We start from the raw sequence: 24,750 nt of genomic DNA, 5'->3' as shown, positions 1-24,750 counted from the left end.
CACCTATATCAAGATAGTTCATTCAATACATTGAACTCCCTACCCCTTAAATAGTTCACCAGCTCCCGCGCCTGCGCCTCATCCAGATCTCGCCCCTGCATTAGTACTGGTCCCGTCACAAGATCTAAGCGCACAGTCCGCAGCCCCAACAGCCTTTGAATCGGCCCCTGGACCACACTAAGTTCCTGAATATGTGCCGTTTCCACCACGGCAGCGCGACGACGAAGCCACCCAAACCGCGTCGACACATAGCCGTCGAAAAGCTTCACTGTCTGGTTACTCACATCCAACGGCGAAATCCACCGCGCCCGGCGCGGGCTTATAAAAGTGGGATGGCCCTCCCGCCGTGGATCGAGAGAAATTCCAGTGAGCTCATTCACTAGGCCCATTGCCTGAGCAAGAGTGCCCACTGGCAGCAATGTTGTCGTCCCCGCCTTTTTATCCTTAACCCCGTAGCCCACGACCGAGACCCGTACTCGCCACCAACCGAGAAAACGCCACAATGCGGGTTGCGAAATTTCCACAGCGTGGATCCTCGACAAAGGAATTGATTGCTTTCGACGATCCGCCAGACCATAAGACACATGAATGCTCGGCTCCTCCGCGTCGCCGACGAAGCTGGACCGAAACTTCCACCCTTTATCAATCACCCCCCAGGCGGAAGGGACGATTCCCACCACGAAGGGCAGTGCCGCGGCAGCTCCACCAGGAACCAAAAACAGTAGTCCCACGCAACACAACCACGTACCGTGCGTCAATGCGGTGCCCAGCAAAATCTTCGAAACCTGGATATGTTCCCCCACGTGTTCAACAGGTTCCCCCAGCAGCTCCCGTCGAACGGCCTCCCCCTCCTCACGAGTCAAGTAGCCAATGGTCAACACAGAATCCCGGCCACCCGCGGTCTCTACGCGCACCTCCACCACACGAAATATTCGCGCGATAACCGATTCCACAATATCTACAGCCTGAATACGATCACGCCTGGCAGAACGCAACTTCGCATTAAAAACTCCGCGCGCAACAGTGACATCCTGTTCCGTAATGTCAAAGCCTTCCGACTTCCACCACAGCCCCGAAACCGCCCACACCACGAGCACACTTAGCAGCACCGCCCCCACTGCATAAAACACATAATCTTGATGCTCAACAACAAAACGAATCTCATCCCGGTCAATATTGACCACCAACAAAGACACAAGCGCTACGATCCCGCTCCAAAAACGAAGCAGCGGAGTCAGTCGATGCACCCTGCGCATGCCAGCCACCCGCTCACCTCGGGGGGACATACGTTCGCCCTGAGCTTTCGAGGTCATAGCCCGCTCATCCTCTCCCGGGCTTTCTCCGACAACCTCCGCCTAAGCTCATGAGCTTGATCGACCTCCAGGCCAGGGATCGCCGAATCACTCGTGGAAGAAGCCGTATGCAGCTCGACGCGAGCAAGACCAAAGCGTGAAGCGATAGGCCCCTCGGTGACGTCGACAAATTGGATCCTGCCATAGGGCACCACGGTGAGCGTCCGCCACATTTTCCCCTTAGCGATCAGCAATTCATCATCACGCTCTTCCCAACCGAGGTTTCGCACTTGCAAAGGAATAAGCCACGCCACCCACAACGCAGCCATGAGCGTAACGACGCCACCCGCCCACAGCCAAGAACTCCATATACATGCAGAGACAGCAAAACCAACAAAAGCGACCGCAAAGCAAGGCATCAACGCAATAAGGCGAGCCGCGACGAGTTTGGAGGAAACCGGGTTCACAACGACCATTTTTACAAAGGTGGGAAAGAATCGTCGATTCTTTCCCACACATCTTCCTTATCGCCACCCCACCCGCCACTGAATGAATTTATTCAAAAATAAAGTCGATAAATTTAATGCTCGGATTACATAACCTACAAAATATCCGCTTTACAGGTGTTTTTGCACGATCACTCCTTCCAAAAGAACCCTGCATTAGAACGTGCACGCTATAAAAATACGATCAATTACTAGACAAAGCTGTACATTTTGATCGACCTCAACTACTGTCCCAGTGATAACCGCATAACCCTTGAGGATTTCCATCTTCGCCTGAGCGAAAATAGGCACTGAACAGTGATGATCACACTGCCCTTCAGAGCCCATATGTATGGTTCAGCCGTTACGGCCATCCACACAAGGGTCCATGAGGTTACCGAGCTGTCTATAGATAAGTGGCCTTCGGCTGGCGTCGAAAAGCTTTCTTGCTCACCCTTTTATTTTCATAACACCCAAACAAAATCTCACTAAAGGACTCCACCATGAAACTGCGCCGCAGCCTCGCTGTTATCGCCGCATCCACACTTGCCGCAACGGGTTTAGTAGCGTGCTCCTCCGATGCCAAGGACGGAACCACCATTAAAATCGGCACAACGGACTCCACAAAGAAAGCATGGAGCGCCTTCGAAGACAAAGCCAAGGAAGCCGGAATCAAACTCGATATCGTCGATTTTTCTGATTATTCCACCCCCAACGACGCTCTGAACCAGAATCAAATCGACGTTAACCTCTTCCAGCACCTCAAATTCCTCGCAGAGTACAACGTCGGAAAAGGAGCCGACCTCACTCCTGTTGGGGCTACCGAAATCGTCCCTCTAGCTCTGTTCTGGAAAGGGCACGACTCTTTAGACGGCATCGACGGCGAATCCATCGCCATCCCCAACGATTCCTCGAACCAGGGCCGCGCGATCAACGTACTTGTCCAAGCCGGATTGCTCAAGCTCAAGCACGATGGCCTAATCACGCCAGCACCAGCAGACATCGATGAAGGGGCCTCCAAAGTCAAGGTCACCCCCATCGACGCAGCCCAGACGACTGCAGCCTACGGCGAGGGCAAACCTGCCGTCATCAACAACTCATTCTTGGATCGAGCTGGCATTGATCCAAAGCTCGCTGTTTTCCAAGACGACCCCGAGTCCCAAGAAGCCGAGCCTTATATTAACGCCTTTGTTACCAAAGCCGATAAGAAGGATGACCCGAACATCACCAAGCTGGTCGAGCTATGGCACTCTGCCGAAGTTCAAGAGGGAGTCAAGGAAGACTCCAAGGGTACTTCCATTGAGGTCAAGCGCTCCCCTGAGGAACTACAAAAGATCCTCAAGCGACTTGAAGAGGCTCAAGGTAAATAACAGTTCCTGCTTTTCGACGCCCACCCCAGCCGCATCGCTGGGACGGGGCGTTTATGCCTTGTAGTCCTACAGACCCCTGCCCCACCCCAGCACAGAGTAGACCAAGCTGTACAAAATAAGTTCGCTCGACTACTCTGCCAGCGATAACAAAAATTCAACTGCTTTTCATAAACAACTACAACACCCTGCCGAAGAATTGCCAGAAGGAAGAAAACACGCGTCCATGAATATTCGTCACAGCATCGCGGCCATCGCGGCGGCGGCCATCGCCGCTACCGGACTTGTCGCTTGTTCTTCGGAAAGAATCGACGATTCTGTCCGAATCGGCACCACTGACTCCACGAAAAAAGCATGGACAGTCTGGAAAGACAAAGCGGCAGAAGCGGGAATCGCACTCGATGTCGTCGAATTTTCTGACTTTTCCACTCCTAATCAAGCTCTCAGCCAGAACCAGCTGGACGTGAATTTGTTTCAGCATTTGAAGTTCCTTGCTGAATATAACGTCAAGTCCGGCTCTGATTTGGTGCCTGTCGGTTCGACCGAGATTATCCCTCTGGCGCTATTTTGGAAGGGCCACGATTCGCTCGAAGGAATTGAGGGAAACTCCGTGGCGATTCCTAATGACCCAACAAACCAAGCTCGTGCTTTGAATGTTTTAGTGGCAGCAGGCCTGCTCAAGCTTAAAGAGGGCAGCCCCGATCTACCGGCACCGGCAGATATTGATAAAGAGCAATCCAAGGTCTCCGTCACTCCGGTTGAGGCGGCTTCAGCGCCGGCGGCCTATGGCGAAGGAAAACCTGCAGTCATCAATAACACTTTCCTCGATCGTGCAGGAATCGATGCCAAAACCACGATTTGCCAAGACGATCCTTCTTCTGCAGAGGCAGAGCCTTATATCAATGTGTTAGTGGCCAAGAAGGAGAATAAAGACGACCCGAGGTGGCAGAAGCTTATCGAGCTATGGCACACCCCCGAAGTGCAGGCCGCACTTGCAGAAGATTCAAAGGGAACCTCTGTGGAAGTCAAGCGCTCGCCTGAGGAGCTACAACAGATTCTCGATCGACTTCAAAAGCAATCCTAAAAGTTTGGCCCACGTTTTACGTGTTTAACAGCAGAAGGCATTCCCTATGAACGGAACCCGTATCGAGTTTGAAGACATCACCAAAGTCTTCAGCTCAGGTAAGAAAAATATCACCGCTCTCGATGGCATCACCTTGACCGTCGAACCGGGCGAAATCCTTGGCGTCATTGGTTACTCTGGCGCCGGAAAATCAACACTTGTCCGCATGATTAACGGCCTCGACTTCCCTACCTCGGGGCATCTGCGCCTGGATGGTACGGACATCGTGGGCATGCCTGAGAAGAAACTCCGCAGCATTCGTGCTGGCATTGGAATGATTTTTCAGCAATTCAACCTGTTCACTTCTCGCACGGCTGCCGGAAATATTGAGTATCCGTTGAAGCTGGCGGGCGTCGAGAAGCAGGAGCGTAAGCGGCGTGTCGACGAGCTCCTCGCATTCGTGGGGCTCTCCGATCGCGGCGGCAACTACCCCGAGGAACTGTCGGGCGGACAAAAGCAGCGCGTCGGCATTGCCCGTGCGCTCGCCAACAACCCGGCGCTTTTGCTTGCCGACGAAGCCACCTCAGCGCTGGACCCAGAAACCACGCATGAAGTGCTCGACCTTTTGCGTAAGGTCAATCGCGAATTGGGGATTACCATCGTCGTGATCACTCATGAGATGGAGGTTATCCGCTCTATCGCCGACAAGGTTGCGGTCATGGAAAACGGAAAAGTGGTCGAATACGGCAGCGTCTACGAGGTCTTTTCACATCCACAGACGCACGTGGCCCAGCGCTTCGTTGCTACGTCGTTACGCAATACTCCCGACGCCATTGAATCGGAAGATCTTCTGGCGCACGAGGGCCGTCTCTTTACCATCACGCTCTCTGAGGACTCGGGATTTTTCACCGCAGCGGCACAAGCCAAAGACGCAGGAGCCGGAATCGGGATCGTGCACGGTGGCATCACTACGCTGCAGAAACATTCCTTTGGCAAAGTCACTGTCCGTCTCACAGGCCCCGACAGCGTCATTGATGACTTCTTCGCTTACCTTGCCACCACCACCGACATCCAGGAGATCCAGCGATGACCACTCAGATCCTCGCCGCCAACTGGTCCCGCCTCGGCGACACCTTCACCTCTGCCATCGTGGATACCCTCATCATGGTGTCAGTTACTCTCGTCGTCGGTGGCCTGCTGGGCCTTGCCCTCGGCGTCTTGTTGTACACCACCCGCACCGGCGGAATTCTCCACAACAAATTCATCTACACCGTTATTAATATCTTGGTGAATTTTGTTCGCCCAATCCCGTTTATCATCATGATTACGGCATTCGGCCCACTCACGCTGGCGGTAGTGGGTACGACCATTGGTCGCGAAGCCGCCATGTTCATTATGTCCATCGCCGCCACCTTTGCCGTTGCGCGCATCGTGGAACAAAACCTTGTCACAATTGATCCCGGCGTTATCGAGGCAGCCCGTTCCATGGGAGCAAGTCCCTGGAAAATCATCACGTCGGTGATCGTTCCCGAGGCCCTAGGGCCATTGGTCCTCGGTTACACCTTCATCTTTATTGCCATCGTGGATATGTCTGCCATGGCCGGCTATATCGGCGGCGGCGGTCTCGGAGACTTTGCCATCGTCTACGGCTACCGTGCTTACGATTGGGAGGTCACCTACGTAGCAACCTTCGTGATCATCCTTATCGTTCAGATCGCACAGCTCTTTGGTAACTGGCTGTCAAAGAAAATCATGCGACGATAGAAAGAACCGTCGATTCTTTCCCGTGGGCGCCATACTTTTCTTGTACGGCGCCCACTTTTCTGTCTTCATAGATTTAACAGCTTGCGGTCAAATACAACGATTCATGGCTGCTGTTTCACCACGGAATCAACAAACCAGGCTTTTCCCGTTGTTGGAGGATTTCCACACGACGCCACAACGCCTTCCACCTCCGCCTCATGCATGGACACGATCCAAGACCGATCGCCTGATGCTTCGGTGATAAGGGAAGAATCGTCGATTCTTTCCCACACAAACTGCCCAAGCCGTGGTTTTTCGCCATTGCTCGCCAGGTGCTCTGCCACCGCGACCTCGGCTACTTGTCCCTCAGGTGCCCAGATGCCTCGGCCACGGCACCCGGGGAGGAAGAGCTCCCCACGCCGTGCGGTGCGATAGAGCTCTTGCGACGCAACCTCGTTGAGTCTGCCCCAGGCATATCCCCATGGCATCAGAACCATAGAGGGAGCAAAGCGATGTCCTTTGGTATGGCTGCATTCCCAAATAGGAGCTTCTGGGAAGGCTCTGCATAATGATGCCGCAATGGGCCGACCTTTGACCGCACAACAAACGTCTCGTTTGGCGTGAGTGCAGATAAGAAGAATGGGGTCTACGACCCGCGCCGCCCCGTTTTTTCCCGGCCCCGAAAGGTCCAAAGAACAAACATCTTCGGCTTTTTCTACCGTGAGCGTTTCCGCTATTCCTGCGGATCCAAACACTAAGTACACCGTTTTGAGTGGCTTATCGACGTGCCCAGCCCGGCCCGGCTTCCGGATCAAATAGAGTCCTACGCCCAGCGCTTTAAGTCTCGAAGACACTTCCGCAGTGAACGTACGTCCATCAAGGATGTCGTGGCTCCATGCCCCGGTGTGCTCCAGCAGCACATACGTATCGCCCACTTTGGAAGTTCCGGGTAGCGGCTCGATGTGAACGTCAGAGCACAGGTCAGTCATGACGATTAGCGTACCGTGTAATTAAGTAAGGTGCAGCTAAGCCCGCTCTGTGTGCTCAATACACGAAAACCAGCCATTCATTAAGCTGCATCACACTTGAAGCGTATCTCAATTTCACAACGATTAGCTGGAATATCGCTCCTAGGCTTCATTATGAGTCACCTGGCGCGTTACGGTAGGACACATGAATGAACATCCAGTTGGCAGTTACTCCCGTTGGAAGCTGTCCGCTGCTGCGCTTGCAGCTGCCCTAAGCGTGACAGGACTAGCCGCATGTTCTACACATGAAGCTTCTGCGCCGAACGATGCTGTTGCTTCAGCATCTACGCACTCGGAACTGCCCTCAGCACCGGCATCCTCGTCTAATGCCGGCCTGACTCCTTTAGGCGATGCCAACAAGGAAGCAAAAACGCAGCGCCCGGAGAAGTCCGAATCCATCGTCACAGGTGTCCGAGTTGGGCATCACGAGACCTTTGATCGCGTGGTATTTGATATCGAAGGGACTGGAACCCCCGGCTGGTTTGTGGACTACACGTCTTCTCCGACGCAGCAAGCAAGTGGTAACCCTATCCAGGTTCGCGGCAAGGCAGCGCTCAACGTCAATATTGACGGCACGCTGCTCCCTTTTGAGCTCGGCAAGCAGGATCCACAGATCGGCACTGTGCAGGGCGCCGGAAACATCACCGAGGTTAAATCTGCTGGCACCGTAGAAGGCCGTTCACAATTTGTTATCGGTTTGGACGCCGAACACCCTTATTCGGTACAGATTGTCCCCGATCCCACACGCGTTGTGATCGACATCCGTTCCCAGTCCTAGCGACCTAATCTAAATCGCGAGAATGCGCCCAGCGAGTCAGCGCATGCCTATTCGACTGCTGGGTCTTCCGGAGAATATTCGAAGCATGCGTTTCGACGGTTTTGACCGATATGAAAAGCTGCGCCCCAATTTCTTTATACGTGTACCCACGGGCCAGCAATCGCAGCACTTCCAATTCTCTCCGGGTCAGTGCATCCACCACTGGATCAGAAATCTGCTTGCCTTCTTCTACTTCTCTATCGGTTTCCGGAGAGTCAACGACTCCAGCCCCCATAGGATCAGGACGAGCAAATGCATCGAGGACAAAACCCGCTAGTCGTGGCGAAAACACGGCGTCACCGTCGTGCACCCGCGTGATGGCGTCGACAAGCTCTGTGCCCGAAATCGTTTTTGTCACGTATCCCCTGGCCCCCGCGCGAATCACGGAGATCACGTCTTCAGCAGCATCAGAAACGCTCAAAGCCAAAAACCGCGCAGGCGTTTCGACCCCACGCAACACTGCCACCCCTCCGCCGTCAGGCATGTGAACGTCGAGAAGCACGACATCAGGGTTGGATGCATCAATGCCCGCCACGGCCTCGCTGACAGTCCCAGCTTCCCCCACGATCTCCACATCACCTCCGATCTCAGCGCGAACGCCCGCACGGAACACAGAATGATCGTCAACGAGAAAAACCTTCATGCTTCCTATTGTTTCTTGAAAGGCATGCGAATGGCTACCTCAGTTCCCGACGAATTATGAATCTGCACGTCACCGCCAGCGCGCTTCACACGCCCCAGGATAGAATCGCGAACGCCATGCCGGCTCTCATCCACAGCCTCAAGGTCAAACCCCGGCCCACGATCCCGCACAAAAATAGCCAGCTCCTCAAAACACTCCGCATACACATCCGCAGAGCTCTCCCCCGAATGCTTCGCCGCATTCACCATCGCCTCACGCGCAGCCAACACCGCGGACTTCGTCGATGCGTCCAATGGCCGATCCTCCCCCACGATCACAGGCGAAATTGTTATGGCAAACATGTCTTCTACCTCGCCGCAAGCCCGCTCGATCGCCTTAAAAACCGTGGCATCCTCCCGTGGGGAAAACAACCACTGCCGTAATTCCCTCTCCTGCCCCCTAGCTAATCGACGCACCTCCGGATCCTCCGAACGCTTCTGGATAAGTGCCAAAGTCTGCAGCACCGAATCGTGAATTCTCGCCGCAATCTCCGCCCGCTCATCAGCCGCAGCCTTTTCCGCCCGCTCTACGCTCAGCCTCTGCAACATCCGCACCACAAAAGGCACTACTAACGCCGCCACACCAGCCAAAGTGAGAACCACCGTAATCACAGCAGAGCCAAAAAACTGACGATCCTGCCACTGGACAGCCGCAAACAACACCCCCACAAAAACTAACGACGCCCCCGCCCCAATCATGGTCACCGCATAATCAGAATTAATCCGGTCATAAGCGAGCCATGCCAACAACACGCCAACACCAATGATCGCAAAAGCCGCCACAGCCCCCGAAGAAATACCTGCCGCTTTCCCAAAAAATCCCGAGATTCCAAACGCTCCGGCTAATGCTGCAGCCGCTAGAAACCAGTTTGTTGATTGTGTCCACGCCGATGTTTCAGAAGTCTTTCCGGAAAGAATCGTCGATTCTTTCCGGAAAGACTTCGACGTCGTGAAGATCCACAAAGCTGTATAAGCCATCACCCCTACCCCATTGCATAAAGCTAATACGGCAAGTCCAATCCGAACTTTTACCACGCTAACCCCAAAATACCTGGCTAGCCCTGCAGCGACGCCTCCGATGACGTTGTTATCGCGGTCTCGATAGAAAGGAGGATAGGCCTGTTGCATGCATGTTATCTTCCCATAGCGTCCCTGATTCTCCATCAGGTGAGACCCTGATTTTTGATGATTCAGGGTCTTCCCCGATGTGCGTTTCTGTATAAGCGTTCACAATGGAAAGCATGAACGAGACACTTCATCAGATGTGGGACACTCGCCCAGTACGTTTACCTCGCGATCAAGGCAGCGAGGCGAAGCTCTTAGGTGTCTGCGAGGGCATTGGAGTTCGTTACCAAATCGACCCAACCTTAGTACGCATCTTTTTTGTTATCTTCGGTTTTTTGGGCGGCGGTATTTCCTTATATCTCATCGCTTGGCTGCTCATGCCAAAGTATTCGCTTGTGAAAGCACCTGTAGATTTGTTGCGTCAAGACGCCTCCATCAAAGACAACAAAATCTTGCGTAGCGAACGAAACACCGGATGGGTCTTAATCCTGGTGCTCTTTGTGATAGTTTTTTCATCCGGAAACTCAGATACAGCGCTGTTTGGGGCAGGTCATTTTGGCGCATTCATCGCGTTCTTCCTCGCGTGGTATCTGTTGCACCAACGCACCCCTGAGCCCCCAGCAGGATTGTTGCAACAGCACACAGATACTTCAGGTCCGCACGTAGATCTGAGCTCTTATAGTCCGGTGGATGGATTCGATGCACCGTTTACCGCACAACAGCCACCCGCATGGGATCCACTAGGAACCGCACCTTTTGCCTGGGATCTTCCGGAACCTGGCCCAGCTCCACAGCCTAAGAAACGCCGTAACCCGTGGATCAGAGGACTGATGTGGTTCGCTAGCGGCATTGTCATCGTTGGCATCCTCATCGCTGCGTTGCTTGGTCCTCGGGAAGGAATCGACGATTCTTTCGGAGACATCGACGCACGGCCCGCCACCGCCACACAGCTTGCAGACTCCTATACTCTCCGAGCCGGCGATATTAATCTCGACCTTAGCCGTATTGATTCTTTGGATAAGCCTCGTCAAGTTCAGGTTCAGACAAAGGTCGGAGACGTGCACGTCCGATTGCCGCAAAAGGTACGGGTGGAGGTCAGCTGTGAGACGCGCATCGGTGACAAGCACTGCACCGAGGGTGTCCATAACCCTGACGCTCAGGGAGAAACGTTGAAGCTGCGGGTAACCAGTGGCATTGGCGATGTCACGGTGCAACCGGCAAGTTAAGAATCGAGTTGGGCTCGGACCTCTTCGCAGAGGTTTCCGAGCTCGTACCAATCGGCTTCGTCGATATGCTCAAGGCGATAGTCCTCGGGGCTGAGCGCATAATGTTTGAGGGCTATGGCTAGGGGGAGGATGCGCTCGGAGGTGGCGTCGATGCGCATCATACGATCGTGGGGACCGCCGATACGCGCGAGATTAAAGCGCCCCACTTTCTTGGATTCTAGGATCAACACCGAGAGATCGAGAACCACTTGGAATGCTGAATCGAAGTGAAAACCAGCTCCATCGAGGGAAGCCTCGGTATAGTTTCCGTGAAGTTCGTCAAGGTGGAAATCTTGAAAGATTTCCTCAATCGTGACTACCTCACTTTTGGAATCAAGGTACTGCGTCAGAGTGCGACTATCAGCAGAATCGCCGAAAAATCTTCCCCAGTAGGTATCAATAATCATCGCAGTATCCTTCCTCGTGCGTTTACTGCAACCAGCAGTCTAGACCCAATTATGCGCAGTTGCATTCACGAAACACACTCATGAAACGCCAATGGCTACCGACAACTCGGTAGCCATTTAATCAGCGTTTACTCCCACTCGATGGTTCCTGGGGGCTTGGAAGTGCAGTCGAGAACCACGCGGTTGACGTCTGGTACCTCGTTGGTGATGCGCGTAGAGATCTTCTCCAAGACCTCATAAGGCAAGCGTGTCCAGTCCGCAGTCATCGCGTCTTCGGAGGAAACCGGACGCAGCACAATCGGGTGACCGTACGTGCGGCCATCGCCTTGAACGCCCACGGATCGGACGTCGGCAAGCAACACCACAGGGCACTGCCAGATCTGGTCGTCCAAGCCAGCGGCTGTGAGCTCAGTGCGGGCGATAAGATCGGCGGCGCGCAAGGTCTCTAGACGATCCTCAGTGACCTCGCCGATAATGCGGATGCCCAGACCTGGCCCTGGGAAGGGCTGGCGGTTCACGATCTCCTCGGGCAGTCCTAGCTCTCGTCCAACAGCACGAACTTCGTCTTTGAAGAGCAGACGCAGCGGCTCAACGAGCTTAAACTCCACATCATCAGGGAGTCCGCCAACGTTGTGGTGGCTCTTGATATTCGCGGTGCCTGCACCACCACCAGATTCGACAACATCCGGGTACAAGGTGCCTTGGACGAGGAAATCTACGCTCGCTCCCGGAGCACTTTCCAACACGTCGGCGACAGCGCGCTCAAAAGAACGGATAAATTCCGCCCCGATGGCTTTGCGCTTTGCCTCTGGCTCAGTGACACCAGCCAACTTATTCAGGAAGGCAGCTCGCTCGTCAACTGTCACGAGCTTAGCGCCTGTCGACGCCACAAAGTCCTTCTGTACCTGCTCACGCTCGCCAGCGCGCAGCAGACCGTGATCCACAAAGACACACGTGAGACGGTCGCCAATAGCGCGCTGTACCAACGCTCCCGCCACCGCAGAATCGACGCCACCGGAAAGACCACAAATCGCGCGTCCCTCAGGACCAACCTGATCCCGAACCGCCTGGATAAGCTCTTCAGCGATATTTGCCGCAGTCCAATTCTGTTCCAACCCTGCGATCTCTGTGAGGAATCGAACCAGAACCTCTTGACCATGCGGTGAGTGCAGCACCTCTGGATGATACTGCACGCCTGCCATGCGCTTTTCGAGGCACTCAAACGCCGCCACCGGAGCGCCCTCCGAGTGGGCAGAAACGACGAATCCTTCCGGAGCTTGAGACACAGCATCGCCGTGGCTCATCCAGACTTTATGGGTCTTTTCTAGGCCTTCATGCAGTACGCCGCCCTCAACAACCAGTTCGGTGCGTCCGTATTCGCGGTTCCCTGTGTTGGCTACAGTTCCCCCAAGTGCATGGGTCATCGCCTGGAATCCATAGCAAATACCGAAGACAGGGATTCCTAGTTCCAGCAGTGCTGGGTCAAGAGACGGTGCCCCGGTCTCATACACAGACGAGGGGCCACCCGACAAGACTAGCGCCGCAGGATTTTTGGCTTTAATTTCTTCAACGGTCGCGGTATGCGGAACCACTTCCGAATAGATCTTTGCTTCACGGACGCGCCGGGCAATGAGCTGCGCATACTGAGCGCCGAAGTCGACGACTAGTACCGGATTATGTTTTTGCGGAGTTTGCTGTGTCACGCTGCATACACTACCGCATGGGCTAGGCCCCTAGATACCGGGGCTTAGCGAGGGGCGTCGAGAAGCTTTATCCCAAGTGGACATGCGGATGCGGTTTTCCGTCCTTATTAGCGCGCCGAATTATCTCGTGGACTACAACTGCATTTTGCCCTTTACCGATAGCCAGATAGCGCAACATATCACGCACAGGAGAACCTGGTGACCAAGAAAAGTACACATCCACGTTCCCGCGGTGGTGCATATCCACTGCGAGCGCCGCAATCGCATTAGGAATGGCCGCGGATTCGGTGCGAAGGATCGTATGATCGCCACACACGTGCCCGGTGACCACGAGCGCTGAGCTAAATTCGCTTGCGTCTCGTATCCCTACCTCTAAAAAGATGACGGGCTGAGAATCTGGAATGTGATTGCGGGCCCGAACTTCATGTTCTTTACGCTCATACTCAGCCGGGTCTTCGGAGCCTATGGAATGCGCAATGATTGCAAAGGGGCCACAGGTGGAACCGATGATGCGCAGCGCCTTCTCGTCATAAGAAATAATGGGACTCCGCAGTTCAAAGGCCCTACCTACGCGGGAAACCATGGATACCACGATGATCGCCACGATAAACCAAAAAGCCACTTTGAGTCCCTCGGGTCGCTCGACCATGTTGGTGATTGCGGTGTAGCCCAAAACCAACGTCACCAGGCCGTAAGCGAGCGGCTTCCAATACCGACCGTGCTTGCGCCGAACGTCCACAGCGGCTGAAAGCGTGACTGCCAACGCCCCGGAGAGCAAAAGAACCAGCACACCCGTGGCATAGGCCCCAGATTGCTTATCCACGTTTGCCCTAAAAATTATGGCTACGACAAAAGTAATAACAGCTACCACTTTCACCATCGGGCGCGTCTTAGCCACCCACGCTGGGGCCATGCCATAACGCGGTAGATAGCGCGGAATCAGGTTAATCATGCCGGCCATGGCTGAAGCACCAGCGAACCAGAGGATCACCACAGTGACCAGGTCATAAGCTCCACCAAAGAACGGACCAAACTGCTCGTGGGCGAGGTATGCGAGGGCACGTCCGTTGGCGGGGCCGCCGTCGATAAGCGAATCTGCAGGTACGAGCAGGGTGACCACGATCGACGAGGCTATGAGGAACACGCTCATGATAGATGCAGCCACCAGCAATAGCTTCCGCCCGGCGCGCACCTTTCCCGTGCGGCCTTCCGTGCCGCCGTCGATCTGAGGTATCACCGCCACTCCCGTTTCAAAGCCGGAGAGGCCCAATGCGAGTTTGGGGAAAACCAGCAGCGCCACGAGGATGATGCCCAGCGGATGTGGGTGCGCGACGATCACAGAATGCCACCAGTCCCCCACCATAGAGGGGCGCAGGCCGATTCGGATGAGCCCTGTGGTCACGATAATCGCGGTCAGAACCAAATAGACGCTGACTAATACCACAGATACCCTGATGGCCTCAGTGAATCCGCGGTAGAACACCAACGCCAGTGACGCCAACATAGCGATCGTCAGCGGAATCGTCCATGGGCTGGACGTCGTATGCAGTAGGTGCGCCGTTGCATCTGAAGCCGACAGCGTCATGGTGATGGTGAAGTCCGTTGCAGCAAACCCGAGCAGGACAAGGATCAGAAACTTCCCTTTCCAACCATGTACAAAGTGGGATAGCACTGCGATGGACCCCTGCCCGTCTGGCGACTCGCGCGCAATACGCCGATAGACAGGCACTGCGCCCAGCATCGTCACAGCAACAAGTACCAGCGTGGCGATAGGCGCCAACGCTCCTGCAGCAACAACTGCGATGCCGGGCTGGTAACCGAGCGTGGAATAGTAGTCCACACCAGTCAGGCACATGACCTTCCACCAAGGGTGCTTGGTGGCTGGGGACTCCTGTAACCGGCGATCCCTCTTGACCAGATGCGTCATGGAAGACAGTTCTACGCCTAGGAAGGCCCAAGACCAATAGCTCTCACTGTGCAATAAATCACTACGCTACGGTTTCTAGGTTTATTGCTTATCGACGCCATCACAAAAACGCCGGCCCCTATGACAGGGATACCGGCGTTGTGTGGGAAAGAATCGACGATTCTATCGGATCGTCAGCTCAACTTTTTGGAAGCTCTTCAGATCCGTGTAACCGCACTTAGCCAGAGCACGTTTGAGTCCGCCAACAAAGTTTTCTTCGCCGAACACGTTTGCAGACGGCCCGTGCAAAACGACCTCGAGGCTGACGCGCTCCGTAGTTGGAATAATCCCAACGGTTCCCACAATGCCTCGTGGGAAGCGCGGATGTGCTGCAGCCGATGGCCAGAAGAGGCCTTTTCCTGCAGCTTCGGTGGCCCTGGCGAGGGGTTCTCCAAGGATGACTGCGTCTGCGCCACATGCGATGGCTTTGACGGCTTGCCCCGAGTTATTGATGTTTCCATCAGCGATCACGTGGACATAACGTCCTCCGGTCTCGTCAAGGTAGTCGCGACGCGCTGCAGCCACGTCTGCGATAGCGGTGGCCAAGGAGTCGTCGATACCTAAGGCTAGGTCGTTGGTGTTTGATCCACCGCCAGCGATAATGCCGACTGCACCAGCGCGCATGAGGTGAAGTGCAGTGGTGTAATCGCTGACGCCGCCAGCGATTACTGGCACATCAATCGATCCGATGAATTCTTTGAGGTTGAGTGGCTCGCCACTTGTCTCTACGTATTCAGCAGAAATGATGGTGCCTTGGATGATGAGCAGATCAGCTCCAGCCTTGATGAGCAAAGGCGCAAGCTCGCGACACCGTTGTGGCGATACGCGTACTGCCACAACGGCTCCCGAATCGCGCACCTGGGCAATACGCTCGGTGAGCAGATCTTTATCCAGTTCTGCGGCATGCAGTTCCTGCAGTTTCTTGGTGGCTCGACCAAGCGATGCTAGATCAAGCTCATCTTCGCCATGTGCCTCCACGATCTCGGTGATTGCCGCATCCAAGTCCGCATGACGGCCCCACAGACCTTCCGCGTTGATTACGCCGAGTCCACCTTGTTTGTCCATCTCGATGACAAATTCGGGACTTGCCAGCGCATCGGTGGGATGGGACATGAATGGCACTTTGAAGGTGTAGGCGTCGATATGCCACGTAGTATCCACATCTTTGGAGGACCGTGTGCGACGCGCTGGTACGACCGCGATGTCATCTAGGTCGTAGGTGCGGCGAGCCTCACGGCCAATTCCGATTTCGACGTAATCACGCATGATGAAAAGGAACCTTCCCGGTTTTATTAGTGGTAGTTAGGTGCTTCGACTGTCTGCTGAATATGGTGCGGGTGTGATTCGCGAAGCCCAGCAGAAGTAATTTGGACGAAGCGAGCGTTCCACAAATCATTTATCGTAGCTGATCCGGTGTACCCCATGGATGCTCGCAGACCTCCCACGAGCTGATGCGTGATGGCCTCGATGGAACCGCGGAATGGGACGCGTCCTTCGATTCCTTCCGGAACAAGCTTGTCTTCGCTCTTAACATCCGCTTGGAAGTATCGGTCTTTGGAGTAGGAGCGCTTTTCACCGCTGAGCCCGCGGCCCTGCATTGCACCCATGGACCCCATACCGCGGTAGCGCTTATACTGCTTTCCGCCCACGACGACGATCTCGCCGGGTGATTCGGTAGTTCCTGCCAGCATGGATCCCAGCATCACAGAGGACGCTCCAGCTGCCAGTGCTTTTGCTAGATCACCGGAGAATTGCATACCGCCGTCTGCGATAATTGGAACTCCTGCGGCATGAGCCGGGACGGAAGCTTCCATAATCGCAGTGATCTGGGGTGCGCCCACGCCTGCGACGACACGGGTCGTACATATTGAGCCAGGACCAATACCGACTTTGATTGCGTCGGCGCCTGCTTCAATCATGGCTTTTGCGGCCGAGCGAGTGGCGAGGTTTCCGCCAATCACATCAACGCGGTCTCCCCATTCCTTCTTAACACGGGAAACCATATCCAAAACACCACTGGAGTGCGCGTGCGCGGAATCGACCACGAGCACGTCCACGCCGGCGTCGACAAGCGCTCCAGCACGAGTCCAGGATTCCTCCCCTACTCCGATGCCGGCGCCAACCAACAGTCGGCCAGTGCTGTCCTTAGAAGCATGTGGGTACTGCTCGGTCTTTACAAAGTCCTTCACCGTGATCAGACCGACAAGTTTTCCTTGCTTATCGACGATCGGCAGCTTCTCCACTTTATTAGCACTGAGCAGATTCAACGCCTGCTGCTTTGTCACGCCTTCTTCTGCCACGACAAGCGGCATCCGGGTCATGATTTCCGAGACTTTAATGCTGAAGTCTTGCTCAAAGCGCATATCTCGGTTAGTGCAGATTCCCAAGAGGGTTCCGTTGTCATCGACTACCGGCAATCCGGAGATTCGGAAGCGGGCGCACAGTGCATCTACTTCCGCGATGCTCATGTCGGGGGAACACGTAACTGGATCTGTCACCATGCCGGATTCAGAGCGCTTCACTGTCTCTACGTGCTGAGCTTGTTCCTCTATGGAAAGGTTGCGGTGCAAGACTCCCATGCCGCCTTCGCGCGCCATCGCAATCGCCATGCGAGCCTCCGTAACCGTATCCATAGCTGCAGAAACGATCGGAATGTTGAGCGATATATTGCGGGTAAGCTGCGTAGATGTAGACACTTCACTCGGAATGACGTCAGATGCGTCGGGGAGAAGGAGAACATCGTCAAATGTCAGGCCAACGAGAGCCACTTTGTCTGGGTTGTCGCCACCAGTAGATACGCGCTGCTGCGTCATCTATGTACTCCTACCAAAGGTAATATGTGACCGCTGTGGGTGCATGCATTCGGGAAAAAGGGCGTTTTCACGCTCTACCTAGACTAACCCCTACCAGCATTTTGCAGGAATCCACAGGTGGACTTGCAGATGCTTGCCCATGCTTAGACAGACCAATATGGTTAAGCACGTGAACTTTGACTGGCAAATGCCCCGCGACCCCTTCGCCGACGATCCGAATGACCCCGCATCGTTTTTAGATGAAGACGAGCCCTTGCCACCACTCAGCGAGGCTGAGAAAAAACACATCGAAGAAGACCTACGGCTGGTTCAGCGGTTCAAAAAAGTCCTACAGCCCCGTGGTATCAACGGAATTTTCTTCCTCTGCGAAGACTGCAACGAGGAACACTATTACGACTGGGACATCATGCTTGAAAACATCCGAGCCACCCTCAATGGCGAGCTTAGCCCAGTCCACGAGCCAAGTCTCAACCCCAACACCCAAGCCTATGTCCCTTGGGATTATTGCCTAGGATACCTCGACGGACTCGAGGCTCCCCGCTTCTTCTAGTCGCGGCCGAGCCTCACAGCCCCTGCCGTGGCTAGTGGATCTGGAATTGATCCGGCTGCGGCAGCTCAGCTACAGGGGTCGGCACAGCCGTCGAGACAGCAGCCGAGCTACTCGGCGTTGTGGAACGGTCAGTACTTGGGGCCACCGATGTAGAACGTGCCGGGGTAGGTTCCACAGTCACGGTCTCCGTTACCGTGGTAGTCACGGTAGCAACTACTGGTTCAGCAGAAGCTTCTGGCTCAGCTGGTGGAGGGACTGGGGTTACTGTAGTGCTGCGTTCAACCTGTTTGATTCTTTCCTCAGCCTGCGCACGATCGCGAGCGTTGAGTATGTTGACCAATTCTCGAGCTTGCTCAAGCAGTTGGCGCGCACCCTCCTTATCGCCCTTCGCATTAAGATCATTTGCTTGATCCAGTTTTGAGGCAAGAGCTACTACAGCCTCAGTATTTGTGGTTTGCCCGAAGAATTTTTGGTTCAACGCATACAAGGCGGAGCCTTCACCTGCGTTATAGATAGCAGTGCCACCACCAGCGATGATGAGCGTTGCCGCCGCCGCGCCGACCAAGGCATGGGCAAAGGCATTGCCCCACCTACGGCGAGGAAGCTCAATAACTTCGGCCACGGGGGCGTCGATAAGCGCGGAAGACTCTGATACTGCATCCTCTACCGGAGCGAATTCTCCAGTGGGAAACTCTTCCGTCGAGCCAAGCCCTAGCATAGCCAGAGTAGGAGCCTGCGGAACATCAGTCTGGATCTCAGCGCGGGCTTCCAAGAACAACCGAGCCAACGGGTCCTGCCCATCGGTAGGGTCAACGCCCTGAGATAGGTGCGTCAGAAACTGGTCGTCTGCCTGCAACTGCTCAACAGATTGCGTGGCCTCGACCTCGTCTCCCGCCCAACGGCGTTCTGTCATCCTTAGTTCTCCTGCTCTAATGCCTTGCGCAATGTGGCAAGTGCTCGATGTTGCGCTACGCGCACTGCACCTGGCGTGCTACCAACGATCTCCGCTGTTTCTTCAGCCGAGAGCCCCACAAAAACTCGAAGAGTAATAATCTCGCGGGGCTTATCACCTAGTAAATCGAGAAGTTCCTTAACTCTGTTACTACCAGCCGCTACCAGCGCAAACGATTCCGGTGTGTCGAGTTCCACCTCAGTTTCCGGAACATCCTCAGTAGGATTTGCAACATCACGGGAATACGCCCGGTGAGCGTCAGCGACTTTGTTGGACGCGATACCGTACACAAAAGCCATGAACGGCTTCCCCTGGTCGACGAACTTGCCTATCGACGTAGCCACCGCCAAGCAAATCTCCTGCGCCACATCTTCTGGGGTGGGATGTCGCCCGCCGCTCAAGCGAATGCGCGCGTAACTCAACACTTTCGGGTAAATGATGGAGATAACCCGTTGCAGCGACCGAGAATCACCCCCGGCAGCACGCGGTACGAGACTTGAAAGCTCAGTCTCTGCTTCGGCCACTGCTAGCCCTTTCTCTTCCATCACTCATGTGCAGAAACCGAGCCTTCTAAGCCCGGTTACTGGCGGCGCTTCTAATTCAGGTACGAATCACCGCGTTTATCTAACGATACAAAAAATAAATAATACCTAGGACATAGCCTCAGTTATCAACTTTAGCCTTAGCGAGGATTCTGGAAAGAATCGACGATTCTTTCCAGAATTTCCTCCCTCTTCCCTCTTCGTCCATGCCTTGTTTACTTCGTGCCTTCACAATCAAGAACGCACCCTCATATTTAGAGTTTGCCCCAGCCCACTGGCACGTCTGTGACATGCCACTGATATAAGGAATCACCCTTCATATGAACAACATCGACCTATTACCGGCTCCACAAGCTCAATTATGGGATTGGCAATTGCATGGAGCATGTAGGGGAACCCAATCGGAAATTTTTTATCATCCCGAAGGCGAGCGTGGCCTGGCCAGGCGATCTCGTGAACGCAAAGCAAAAGAGATTTGTGCTTTATGTCCGGTGATGCGGAATTGCCGACAACACGCACTTCAATACGCTGAGCCCTATGGAATCTGGGGTGGTCTCTCCGAATCTGAACGCGCAGCACTGTTAGGGCAGAGGACCAACTAAAAGAGCAGGTGTCCCCAAGCGCCGGCACCAGGGTGTTCTAAACAGAAAAATCCCGAGCGTTGGAAACCAGCGCTCGGGATTTTTACACCGTTTATCTAGTGGTGATGATGGTGGTGCCCACCGGCCTGTGGTTTAGCCTCAACAGGCTTCTCCACAACAGATGCCTCGGTAGTCAGAACCATGCGAGCAACAGACGTTGCGTTGACCACTGCGGAGTGGGTGACCTTGACGGGGTCGATGATGCCCTGTTCAATCAGGTTCCCGTATTCCAGGGTTGCGGCGTTGAAGCCTTCCCCGTTGGGCAGCTCAGCGATCTTGGAGACTACAACAGCGCCGTCGAGACCTGCGTTGTCAGCGATCCAATAAGCTGGCTTGCTCAAAGCGTTGGCCAAGGCGTTAACGCCTACCTTAGCGTCGCCTTCGAACTCCTCAGAGTATACGCGCAGTTCTTTCGCAATCTGAACAAGTGCGGAGCCACCGCCAGCGATAACGCCCTCTTGCGCCGCCGCACGAGCAGCGTTGATAGCGTCCTCGACTCGCAGCTTGCGTTCGGAGACCTCAGTTTCCGTGGCCGCACCAACTTTGATCACAGCGACGCCGCCGGATAGCTTGGCCAGGCGCTCTTCAGCTTTTTCACGATCCCAGCTGGAATCTGTGTTTTCAATCTCGCGACGGATCTGTTGGCGACGATTCTCCACTGCGTCGGAGGTTCCCGCCCCGTCGACGATGATGGTCTCATCTTTAGTCACGGTCACACGGCGGGCGGTGCCGAATACCTCGACGCCAGCCTCATTCAGGTTAATGCCAACCTCTGGGTCTACCACGGTGGCATGAGTGACCACAGCAAGGTCATCCATGAATGCTTTACGACGCTCACCAAAATACGGAGACTTCACAGCCACAGCGCGCAGGGTCTTCCGAATGGAGTTCACCACGAGAGTCTGCAGGGGCTCGCCCTCTACGTCTTCCGCGATGATAAGAACCGGCTTGTTTGCTTCGACTGTCTTTTCCAGCAAAGGCAGGAAATCTGGCAGCGAGGAGATCTTATTCCGTACGAGAAGAATGTACGGGTCATCGAGCTCAGCGCGTTGGGAGTCGGTGTCGGTGATGAAGTACGGGGACAGGTAGCCCTTGTCAAAGGACACGCCTTCGGTCACATCAAGATAGGACTCGATGGACTGGGACTCCTCGACCGTTACTACGCCATCTTTGCCCACTTTTTCCATCGCTGCAGCGACCATGTCGCCAATCTCAGCGTCGCGAGAAGACACGGTGGCTACGTTGGCGATGTCCGCAGCAGACGCTACTTCTGCCGCACGCTCACGAAGCTTCTCCACAGCCTTATCAGCCGCCGCAAGGATGCCACGGTTCAGCTCGACTGGGTTAGCTCCAGCGGCAACATTGCGCAAGCCTTCTGTGATAACTGCCTGCGCCAGTAGTGTTGCGGTGGTGGTGCCGTCGCCAGCGATATCGTTGGTCTTTACCGCTACCGATTTCACTAGCTGAGCACCGAGGTTCTCAAAGGGATCCTCAACGTCGATTTCGCGGGCGATGGTCACACCATCGTTGGTAACCGTCGGGCTACCAAAAGCCTTTTCCAGTACCACGTTGCGGCCACGGGGACCAAGCGTTACTTTCACCGCATTAGCCAGCGTGTCCACACCCTTCAGGATGCCTTCGCGGGCTTCCTGGTTGAATGCAATCAGCTTTGCCATATGTCGGTCGCCTTACTTCTCAATGATCGCGAGAACGTCGCGAGCGTTGAGCAGGAGGTATTCTTCACCGTTGTACTTCAGCTCGGTTCCGCCATACTTGGAGAACACAACGGTGTCCCCCTCTTTGATGTCCATAGGAACGCGGTCATCACCGTCGAAACGGCCAGGACCTGCTGCAACAACCACGCCCTCTTGTGGCTTCTCCTTAGCGGAGTCTGGAATAACCAGGCCAGAAGCAGTGGTGGTCTCAGCTTCGCTGATCTGGACGAGGACGCGGTCCTCAAGGGGCTTAATGTTGACGTTAGCCACGATATACCTTCCGTACAATGAAGTTTCTCTTTGTGCCGGTTGCGGGAATTCCAGCACAGCCGTCGTCGCGGGTGAACAACTGTGTGAGTACAACCTACTGGCACTCTACCCGTGCAAGTGCCAGCACTCAACAAAGTTGTCTGCTAGCGAACTCCCCTGTTTTACATATCTGCGTACACGAGCGGAATTTCCACTTCCAACGAGGTATCAGTGCCAATGTTCAGCCCCGATTGCGGTGCGCCCTCGTGGATGAGCTGAGCCGCCACGGCAGCGATCATGACCCCGTTGTCCGTGCACAGCTTGAAGCGCGGGACACGAAGCTCGATACCTGCCGTCTGACAGCGTGCCGCCGCTAACTCCCTAAGCCGTGAATTAGCCGCTACTCCACCGCCCAGAAGCAAGACCTTGGCACCAGTGTCTTGGCAGGCAAGAATCGCCTTGTGCGTCAGTACGTCACAGACAGCTTCCTGGAAAGAAGCACACACGTCTTCAACGCTGATCACAGTCTGCTCGCGTTCCGCCTTTTCCACGTAGCGCGCCACGGATGTTTTTAGGCCAGAGAAGGAAAAATTGTAGCGATGCTCACCGCGCAGATCGTCGGCACGCGAAAGCCCCCGAGGGAAGCGGATAGCTTTGCGGTTTCCTCGCGCGGCAAGCTTATCGATCACCGGACCTCCTGGGTATCCCAGGCCGAGCAGCCGTGCAACTTTGTCGTAGGCTTCGCCGGCGGCGTCGTCAAGCGTAGATCCCAGCTCTTTCATTGGCTTGCCTACAGCCTGGACTTCCAACAATTGCGAATGCCCACCGGACACCAAAAGTGCGATGGCATGAGGTAGCTCTTCCCCCTCCAGGTTGGCCACTGCAACATGCCCACCCAGGTGATTCACACCATAAAAAGGTACGTCCCACGCCGCTGCATAGGCTTTGGCTGCGGAAGCTCCCACCAGCAAAGCACCGGCAAGTCCAGGCCCCACGGTCGCAGCCACCGCATCAGGCTTATCCACGCCCGCCTCATCCAATGCCCGGCGCATCACCGGCACCATCGCCTCAAGGTGCGCCCTCGACGCAATCTCGGGGACCACGCCGCCAAAGCGCGCGTGCTCTTCCATGGAAGAGGCCACTGCGTCAGCGAGGATCCGCATACTTCCATCAGCCGAAAGCTCAATAATGCCCACGCCAGTCTCGTCGCACGAGGATTCGATGCCAAGGACAATCATGTTATTTTTCACTCTCTTCATTACTTTCCACAGCCGATGGCATCCGCACCATCACATAAGCATCAGCACCTGAGGGCTGATAGTAGTTTTTCCGGACCCCTTGGCGCTCAAAACCATACGACTCATACAAGCGTATAGCGGGCTCGTTGGTTGTCCGTACCTCTAGAAACACCGGCCCCGCAGTGCGATCCGCCACAAACATCATGTTGTCCATCATCAAACGAGCCACACCCCGACGCTGAAACTCAGGATCGACCCCGATGGTATGGATCTCAAACTCTGGGTCATGAGCTGGTCCCAGCATCGCCAATCCCGCATATCCCAGAATCTGGCCATCATCAAGAGAATCCACGACCGCAATATACAGCGTGTGCGGATGGTTCATTGCTCCTCGCAAGTCCTCTACCGACCATGGGTTTTCCTCCGCAAAAAGCAGCGTCTCTAATTCCGCACATCGTGGTGCATCGGCGGCAGTTAATTCTCGGAGAAACATCTAGAGCTCTACTTCCGGGATCGCAGAAGACCTCGGCTTTGGCGCTGGTTCTTTCGCATCAGGACGACGCAAATACAGCGGTTCCAAAGGCTCAGGCGTCTCCGAAAAATCGGCTACAGCGACAAGGTATTCCGGCAGGGGGCGCATATTTACCTGTGGCACATTCGACACGGCCTCAGGTAGAAGCTGCCCGAGTTTTTCCGGGATCGAAACTGTGGAGATTCTGGAAGGAATCGACAATTCTGTCGGAGAAACAATGCTTGGTCCCATCGTCCGAACGCCCTCGGAGTAGAGCGACCAATAGATCTCTTTGCGACGTGCATCCGTGGCCACGAGAACCTGGCCATCTAACTGCGCCGCAATCGCATCATGAGTGCAGACACCATGCACAGGAATACCGAGGGCATCACCAAAGGCCGCAGCAGTCACCATCCCTACCCGAAGTCCGGTGAAGGGCCCTGGCCCGCAGCCGACCACGATGCGGTCAATATCCGCAAACTTGTGCCCTGATTCTTCTAGAATCTCCACGACAGTAGGAGTCAGCAGCTCATTATGCTGTCGGCTGTCCGTAAAAATCCGTTGCGCGATAACAGCTCCGGTAGCTGCATCAGCAGGAACTCGGACGAGCCCGACTATGAGATCAGGGGTGGCGGTATCCAAAGCAAGAACAAGCAC

25 protein-coding genes are annotated in these 24,750 nt (G+C 55.0%); 8 read left to right on the top strand and 17 right to left on the bottom strand.

Going from position 1 to position 24,750, the window contains the following annotated elements; genetic code table 11:
* Window positions 1-8: 8 nt before the first annotated feature.
* Together CKV68_RS09040 and CKV68_RS09035 are read right to left on the bottom strand one after the other, a co-directional pair.
* Window positions 9-1,256 carry a PH domain-containing protein gene (locus CKV68_RS09040; protein ID WP_095076270.1) on the bottom strand — a complete coding sequence of 416 codons (1,248 nt, stop codon included), beginning with the start codon at window positions 1,254-1,256 and terminating at the stop codon, window positions 9-11.
* A 53-nt stretch (window positions 1,257-1,309) separates the two neighbouring features.
* On the bottom strand, window positions 1,310-1,807 hold the full coding sequence (locus CKV68_RS09035; RefSeq protein WP_095076053.1) for a PH domain-containing protein: 498 nt from the start codon (window positions 1,805-1,807) through the stop codon (window positions 1,310-1,312).
* A 473-nt stretch (window positions 1,808-2,280) separates the two neighbouring features.
* Here CKV68_RS09035 and CKV68_RS09030 point away from each other — a divergent pair, with 473 nt between their 5' ends.
* From CKV68_RS09030 to CKV68_RS09015, 4 genes are all read left to right on the top strand, one after another.
* Window positions 2,281-3,147, top strand: coding sequence for a MetQ/NlpA family ABC transporter substrate-binding protein (locus CKV68_RS09030; RefSeq protein ID WP_014836020.1), 867 nt, complete (start codon window positions 2,281-2,283; stop codon window positions 3,145-3,147).
* A gap of 223 nt (window positions 3,148-3,370) precedes the next feature.
* The gene (locus CKV68_RS09025) at window positions 3,371-4,228 is read left to right on the top strand and encodes a MetQ/NlpA family ABC transporter substrate-binding protein (protein WP_095076052.1); all 858 of its coding nucleotides are present in this window, start codon (window positions 3,371-3,373) and stop codon (window positions 4,226-4,228) included.
* A gap of 46 nt (window positions 4,229-4,274) precedes the next feature.
* Window positions 4,275-5,297 carry a methionine ABC transporter ATP-binding protein gene (locus CKV68_RS09020; RefSeq protein WP_095076051.1) on the top strand — a complete coding sequence of 341 codons (1,023 nt, stop codon included), beginning with the start codon at window positions 4,275-4,277 and terminating at the stop codon, window positions 5,295-5,297.
* Complete coding sequence (locus tag CKV68_RS09015) at window positions 5,294-5,971, top strand: methionine ABC transporter permease (RefSeq protein WP_095076050.1); 678 nt, start codon at window positions 5,294-5,296, stop codon at window positions 5,969-5,971. The genes CKV68_RS09020 and CKV68_RS09015 overlap by 4 nt, the downstream gene beginning before the upstream one ends.
* Before the next feature lie 101 nt (window positions 5,972-6,072).
* On the opposite strand, the gene CKV68_RS09010 is transcribed toward CKV68_RS09015, so the two are convergent.
* A complete protein-coding gene (locus CKV68_RS09010) occupies window positions 6,073-6,939 on the bottom strand; it encodes a sucrase ferredoxin (protein WP_038617685.1) in 867 nt (288 codons plus the stop codon).
* A gap of 184 nt (window positions 6,940-7,123) precedes the next feature.
* On the opposite strand from CKV68_RS09010, the gene CKV68_RS09005 reads away from it, so the two are divergent.
* Window positions 7,124-7,756: an AMIN-like domain-containing (lipo)protein gene (locus tag CKV68_RS09005; RefSeq protein WP_013910868.1), complete on the top strand. Its 633-nt coding sequence runs from the start codon at window positions 7,124-7,126 to the stop codon at window positions 7,754-7,756.
* A gap of 4 nt (window positions 7,757-7,760) precedes the next feature.
* Here the strand turns inward: CKV68_RS09005 and CKV68_RS09000 are convergent, their stop codons facing one another.
* Window positions 7,761-8,438, bottom strand: a complete 678-nt coding sequence (locus CKV68_RS09000) for a LuxR C-terminal-related transcriptional regulator (protein WP_013910867.1) — start codon at window positions 8,436-8,438, stop codon at window positions 7,761-7,763.
* Window positions 8,439-8,443: 5 nt separating this feature from the next.
* On the bottom strand, window positions 8,444-9,604 hold the full coding sequence (locus CKV68_RS08995) for an ATP-binding protein (RefSeq protein WP_095076049.1): 1,161 nt from the start codon (window positions 9,602-9,604) through the stop codon (window positions 8,444-8,446).
* 104 nt (window positions 9,605-9,708) lie between these two features.
* Here CKV68_RS08995 and CKV68_RS08990 point away from each other — a divergent pair, with 104 nt between their 5' ends.
* A complete protein-coding gene (locus tag CKV68_RS08990; RefSeq protein ID WP_095076048.1) occupies window positions 9,709-10,767 on the top strand; it encodes a PspC domain-containing protein in 1,059 nt (352 codons plus the stop codon).
* Here CKV68_RS08990 and CKV68_RS08985 read toward each other — a convergent pair.
* The 5 genes from CKV68_RS08985 to guaB all read right to left on the bottom strand — a co-directional run bounded on the left by CKV68_RS08985 (window position 10,764) and on the right by guaB (window position 17,695).
* Window positions 10,764-11,213 carry an imm68 putative immunity domain-containing protein gene (locus CKV68_RS08985; RefSeq protein WP_014525364.1) on the bottom strand — a complete coding sequence of 150 codons (450 nt, stop codon included), beginning with the start codon at window positions 11,211-11,213 and terminating at the stop codon, window positions 10,764-10,766. The two genes, CKV68_RS08990 and CKV68_RS08985, sit on opposite strands and share 4 nt — an antisense overlap.
* A 128-nt stretch (window positions 11,214-11,341) precedes the next feature.
* On the bottom strand, window positions 11,342-12,916 hold the full coding sequence (guaA, locus tag CKV68_RS08980) for a glutamine-hydrolyzing GMP synthase (protein ID WP_095076047.1): 1,575 nt from the start codon (window positions 12,914-12,916) through the stop codon (window positions 11,342-11,344).
* Between the two features lie 67 nt (window positions 12,917-12,983).
* A complete protein-coding gene (locus CKV68_RS08975) occupies window positions 12,984-14,843 on the bottom strand; it encodes an APC family permease (RefSeq protein ID WP_095076046.1) in 1,860 nt (619 codons plus the stop codon).
* A 162-nt stretch (window positions 14,844-15,005) separates the two neighbouring features.
* Window positions 15,006-16,148, bottom strand: a complete 1,143-nt coding sequence (locus tag CKV68_RS08970) for a GuaB3 family IMP dehydrogenase-related protein (protein ID WP_013910860.1) — start codon at window positions 16,146-16,148, stop codon at window positions 15,006-15,008.
* Window positions 16,149-16,174: 26 nt separating this feature from the next.
* Entirely contained in the window at window positions 16,175-17,695 is a 1,521-nt protein-coding gene (guaB, locus tag CKV68_RS08965) for an IMP dehydrogenase (protein WP_014525361.1), read from the bottom strand.
* A gap of 139 nt (window positions 17,696-17,834) precedes the next feature.
* Here guaB and CKV68_RS08960 point away from each other — a divergent pair, with 139 nt between their 5' ends.
* A complete protein-coding gene (locus CKV68_RS08960) occupies window positions 17,835-18,245 on the top strand; it encodes a DUF5319 domain-containing protein (RefSeq protein ID WP_013910858.1) in 411 nt (136 codons plus the stop codon).
* Between the two features lie 31 nt (window positions 18,246-18,276).
* On the opposite strand, the gene CKV68_RS08955 is transcribed toward CKV68_RS08960, so the two are convergent.
* Window positions 18,277-19,158 carry a hypothetical protein gene (locus CKV68_RS08955; protein ID WP_013910857.1) on the bottom strand — a complete coding sequence of 294 codons (882 nt, stop codon included), beginning with the start codon at window positions 19,156-19,158 and terminating at the stop codon, window positions 18,277-18,279.
* A gap of 2 nt (window positions 19,159-19,160) precedes the next feature.
* Window positions 19,161-19,742 carry a sigma-70 family RNA polymerase sigma factor gene (locus CKV68_RS08950; RefSeq protein WP_013910856.1) on the bottom strand — a complete coding sequence of 194 codons (582 nt, stop codon included), beginning with the start codon at window positions 19,740-19,742 and terminating at the stop codon, window positions 19,161-19,163.
* 317 nt (window positions 19,743-20,059) lie between these two features.
* Here CKV68_RS08950 and CKV68_RS08945 point away from each other — a divergent pair, with 317 nt between their 5' ends.
* Window positions 20,060-20,341, top strand: a complete 282-nt coding sequence (locus CKV68_RS08945; protein WP_013910854.1) for a WhiB family transcriptional regulator — start codon at window positions 20,060-20,062, stop codon at window positions 20,339-20,341.
* 95 nt (window positions 20,342-20,436) lie between these two features.
* Here CKV68_RS08945 and groL read toward each other — a convergent pair whose 3' ends face one another.
* The 5 genes from groL to tsaB form a co-directional block, all read right to left on the bottom strand.
* Window positions 20,437-22,056, bottom strand: coding sequence for a chaperonin GroEL (gene groL / locus CKV68_RS08940; protein ID WP_095076045.1), 1,620 nt, complete (start codon window positions 22,054-22,056; stop codon window positions 20,437-20,439).
* 12 nt (window positions 22,057-22,068) lie between these two features.
* A complete protein-coding gene (gene groES, locus CKV68_RS08935; protein ID WP_004566891.1) occupies window positions 22,069-22,365 on the bottom strand; it encodes a co-chaperone GroES in 297 nt (98 codons plus the stop codon).
* A gap of 161 nt (window positions 22,366-22,526) precedes the next feature.
* Window positions 22,527-23,582, bottom strand: a complete 1,056-nt coding sequence (tsaD, locus tag CKV68_RS08930) for a tRNA (adenosine(37)-N6)-threonylcarbamoyltransferase complex transferase subunit TsaD (RefSeq protein WP_013910852.1) — start codon at window positions 23,580-23,582, stop codon at window positions 22,527-22,529.
* Window position 23,583: 1 nt separating this feature from the next.
* Complete coding sequence (gene rimI, locus CKV68_RS08925; protein ID WP_095076044.1) at window positions 23,584-24,075, bottom strand: ribosomal protein S18-alanine N-acetyltransferase; 492 nt, start codon at window positions 24,073-24,075, stop codon at window positions 23,584-23,586.
* Complete coding sequence (gene tsaB, locus CKV68_RS08920; protein WP_038617670.1) at window positions 24,076-24,750, bottom strand: tRNA (adenosine(37)-N6)-threonylcarbamoyltransferase complex dimerization subunit type 1 TsaB; 675 nt, start codon at window positions 24,748-24,750, stop codon at window positions 24,076-24,078.

This window comes from Corynebacterium ulcerans (genome assembly GCF_900187135.1).
GTDB lineage: Bacteria > Actinomycetota > Actinomycetes > Mycobacteriales > Mycobacteriaceae > Corynebacterium > Corynebacterium ulcerans.
This window is presented reverse-complemented; position numbering and strand designations above follow the sequence as displayed.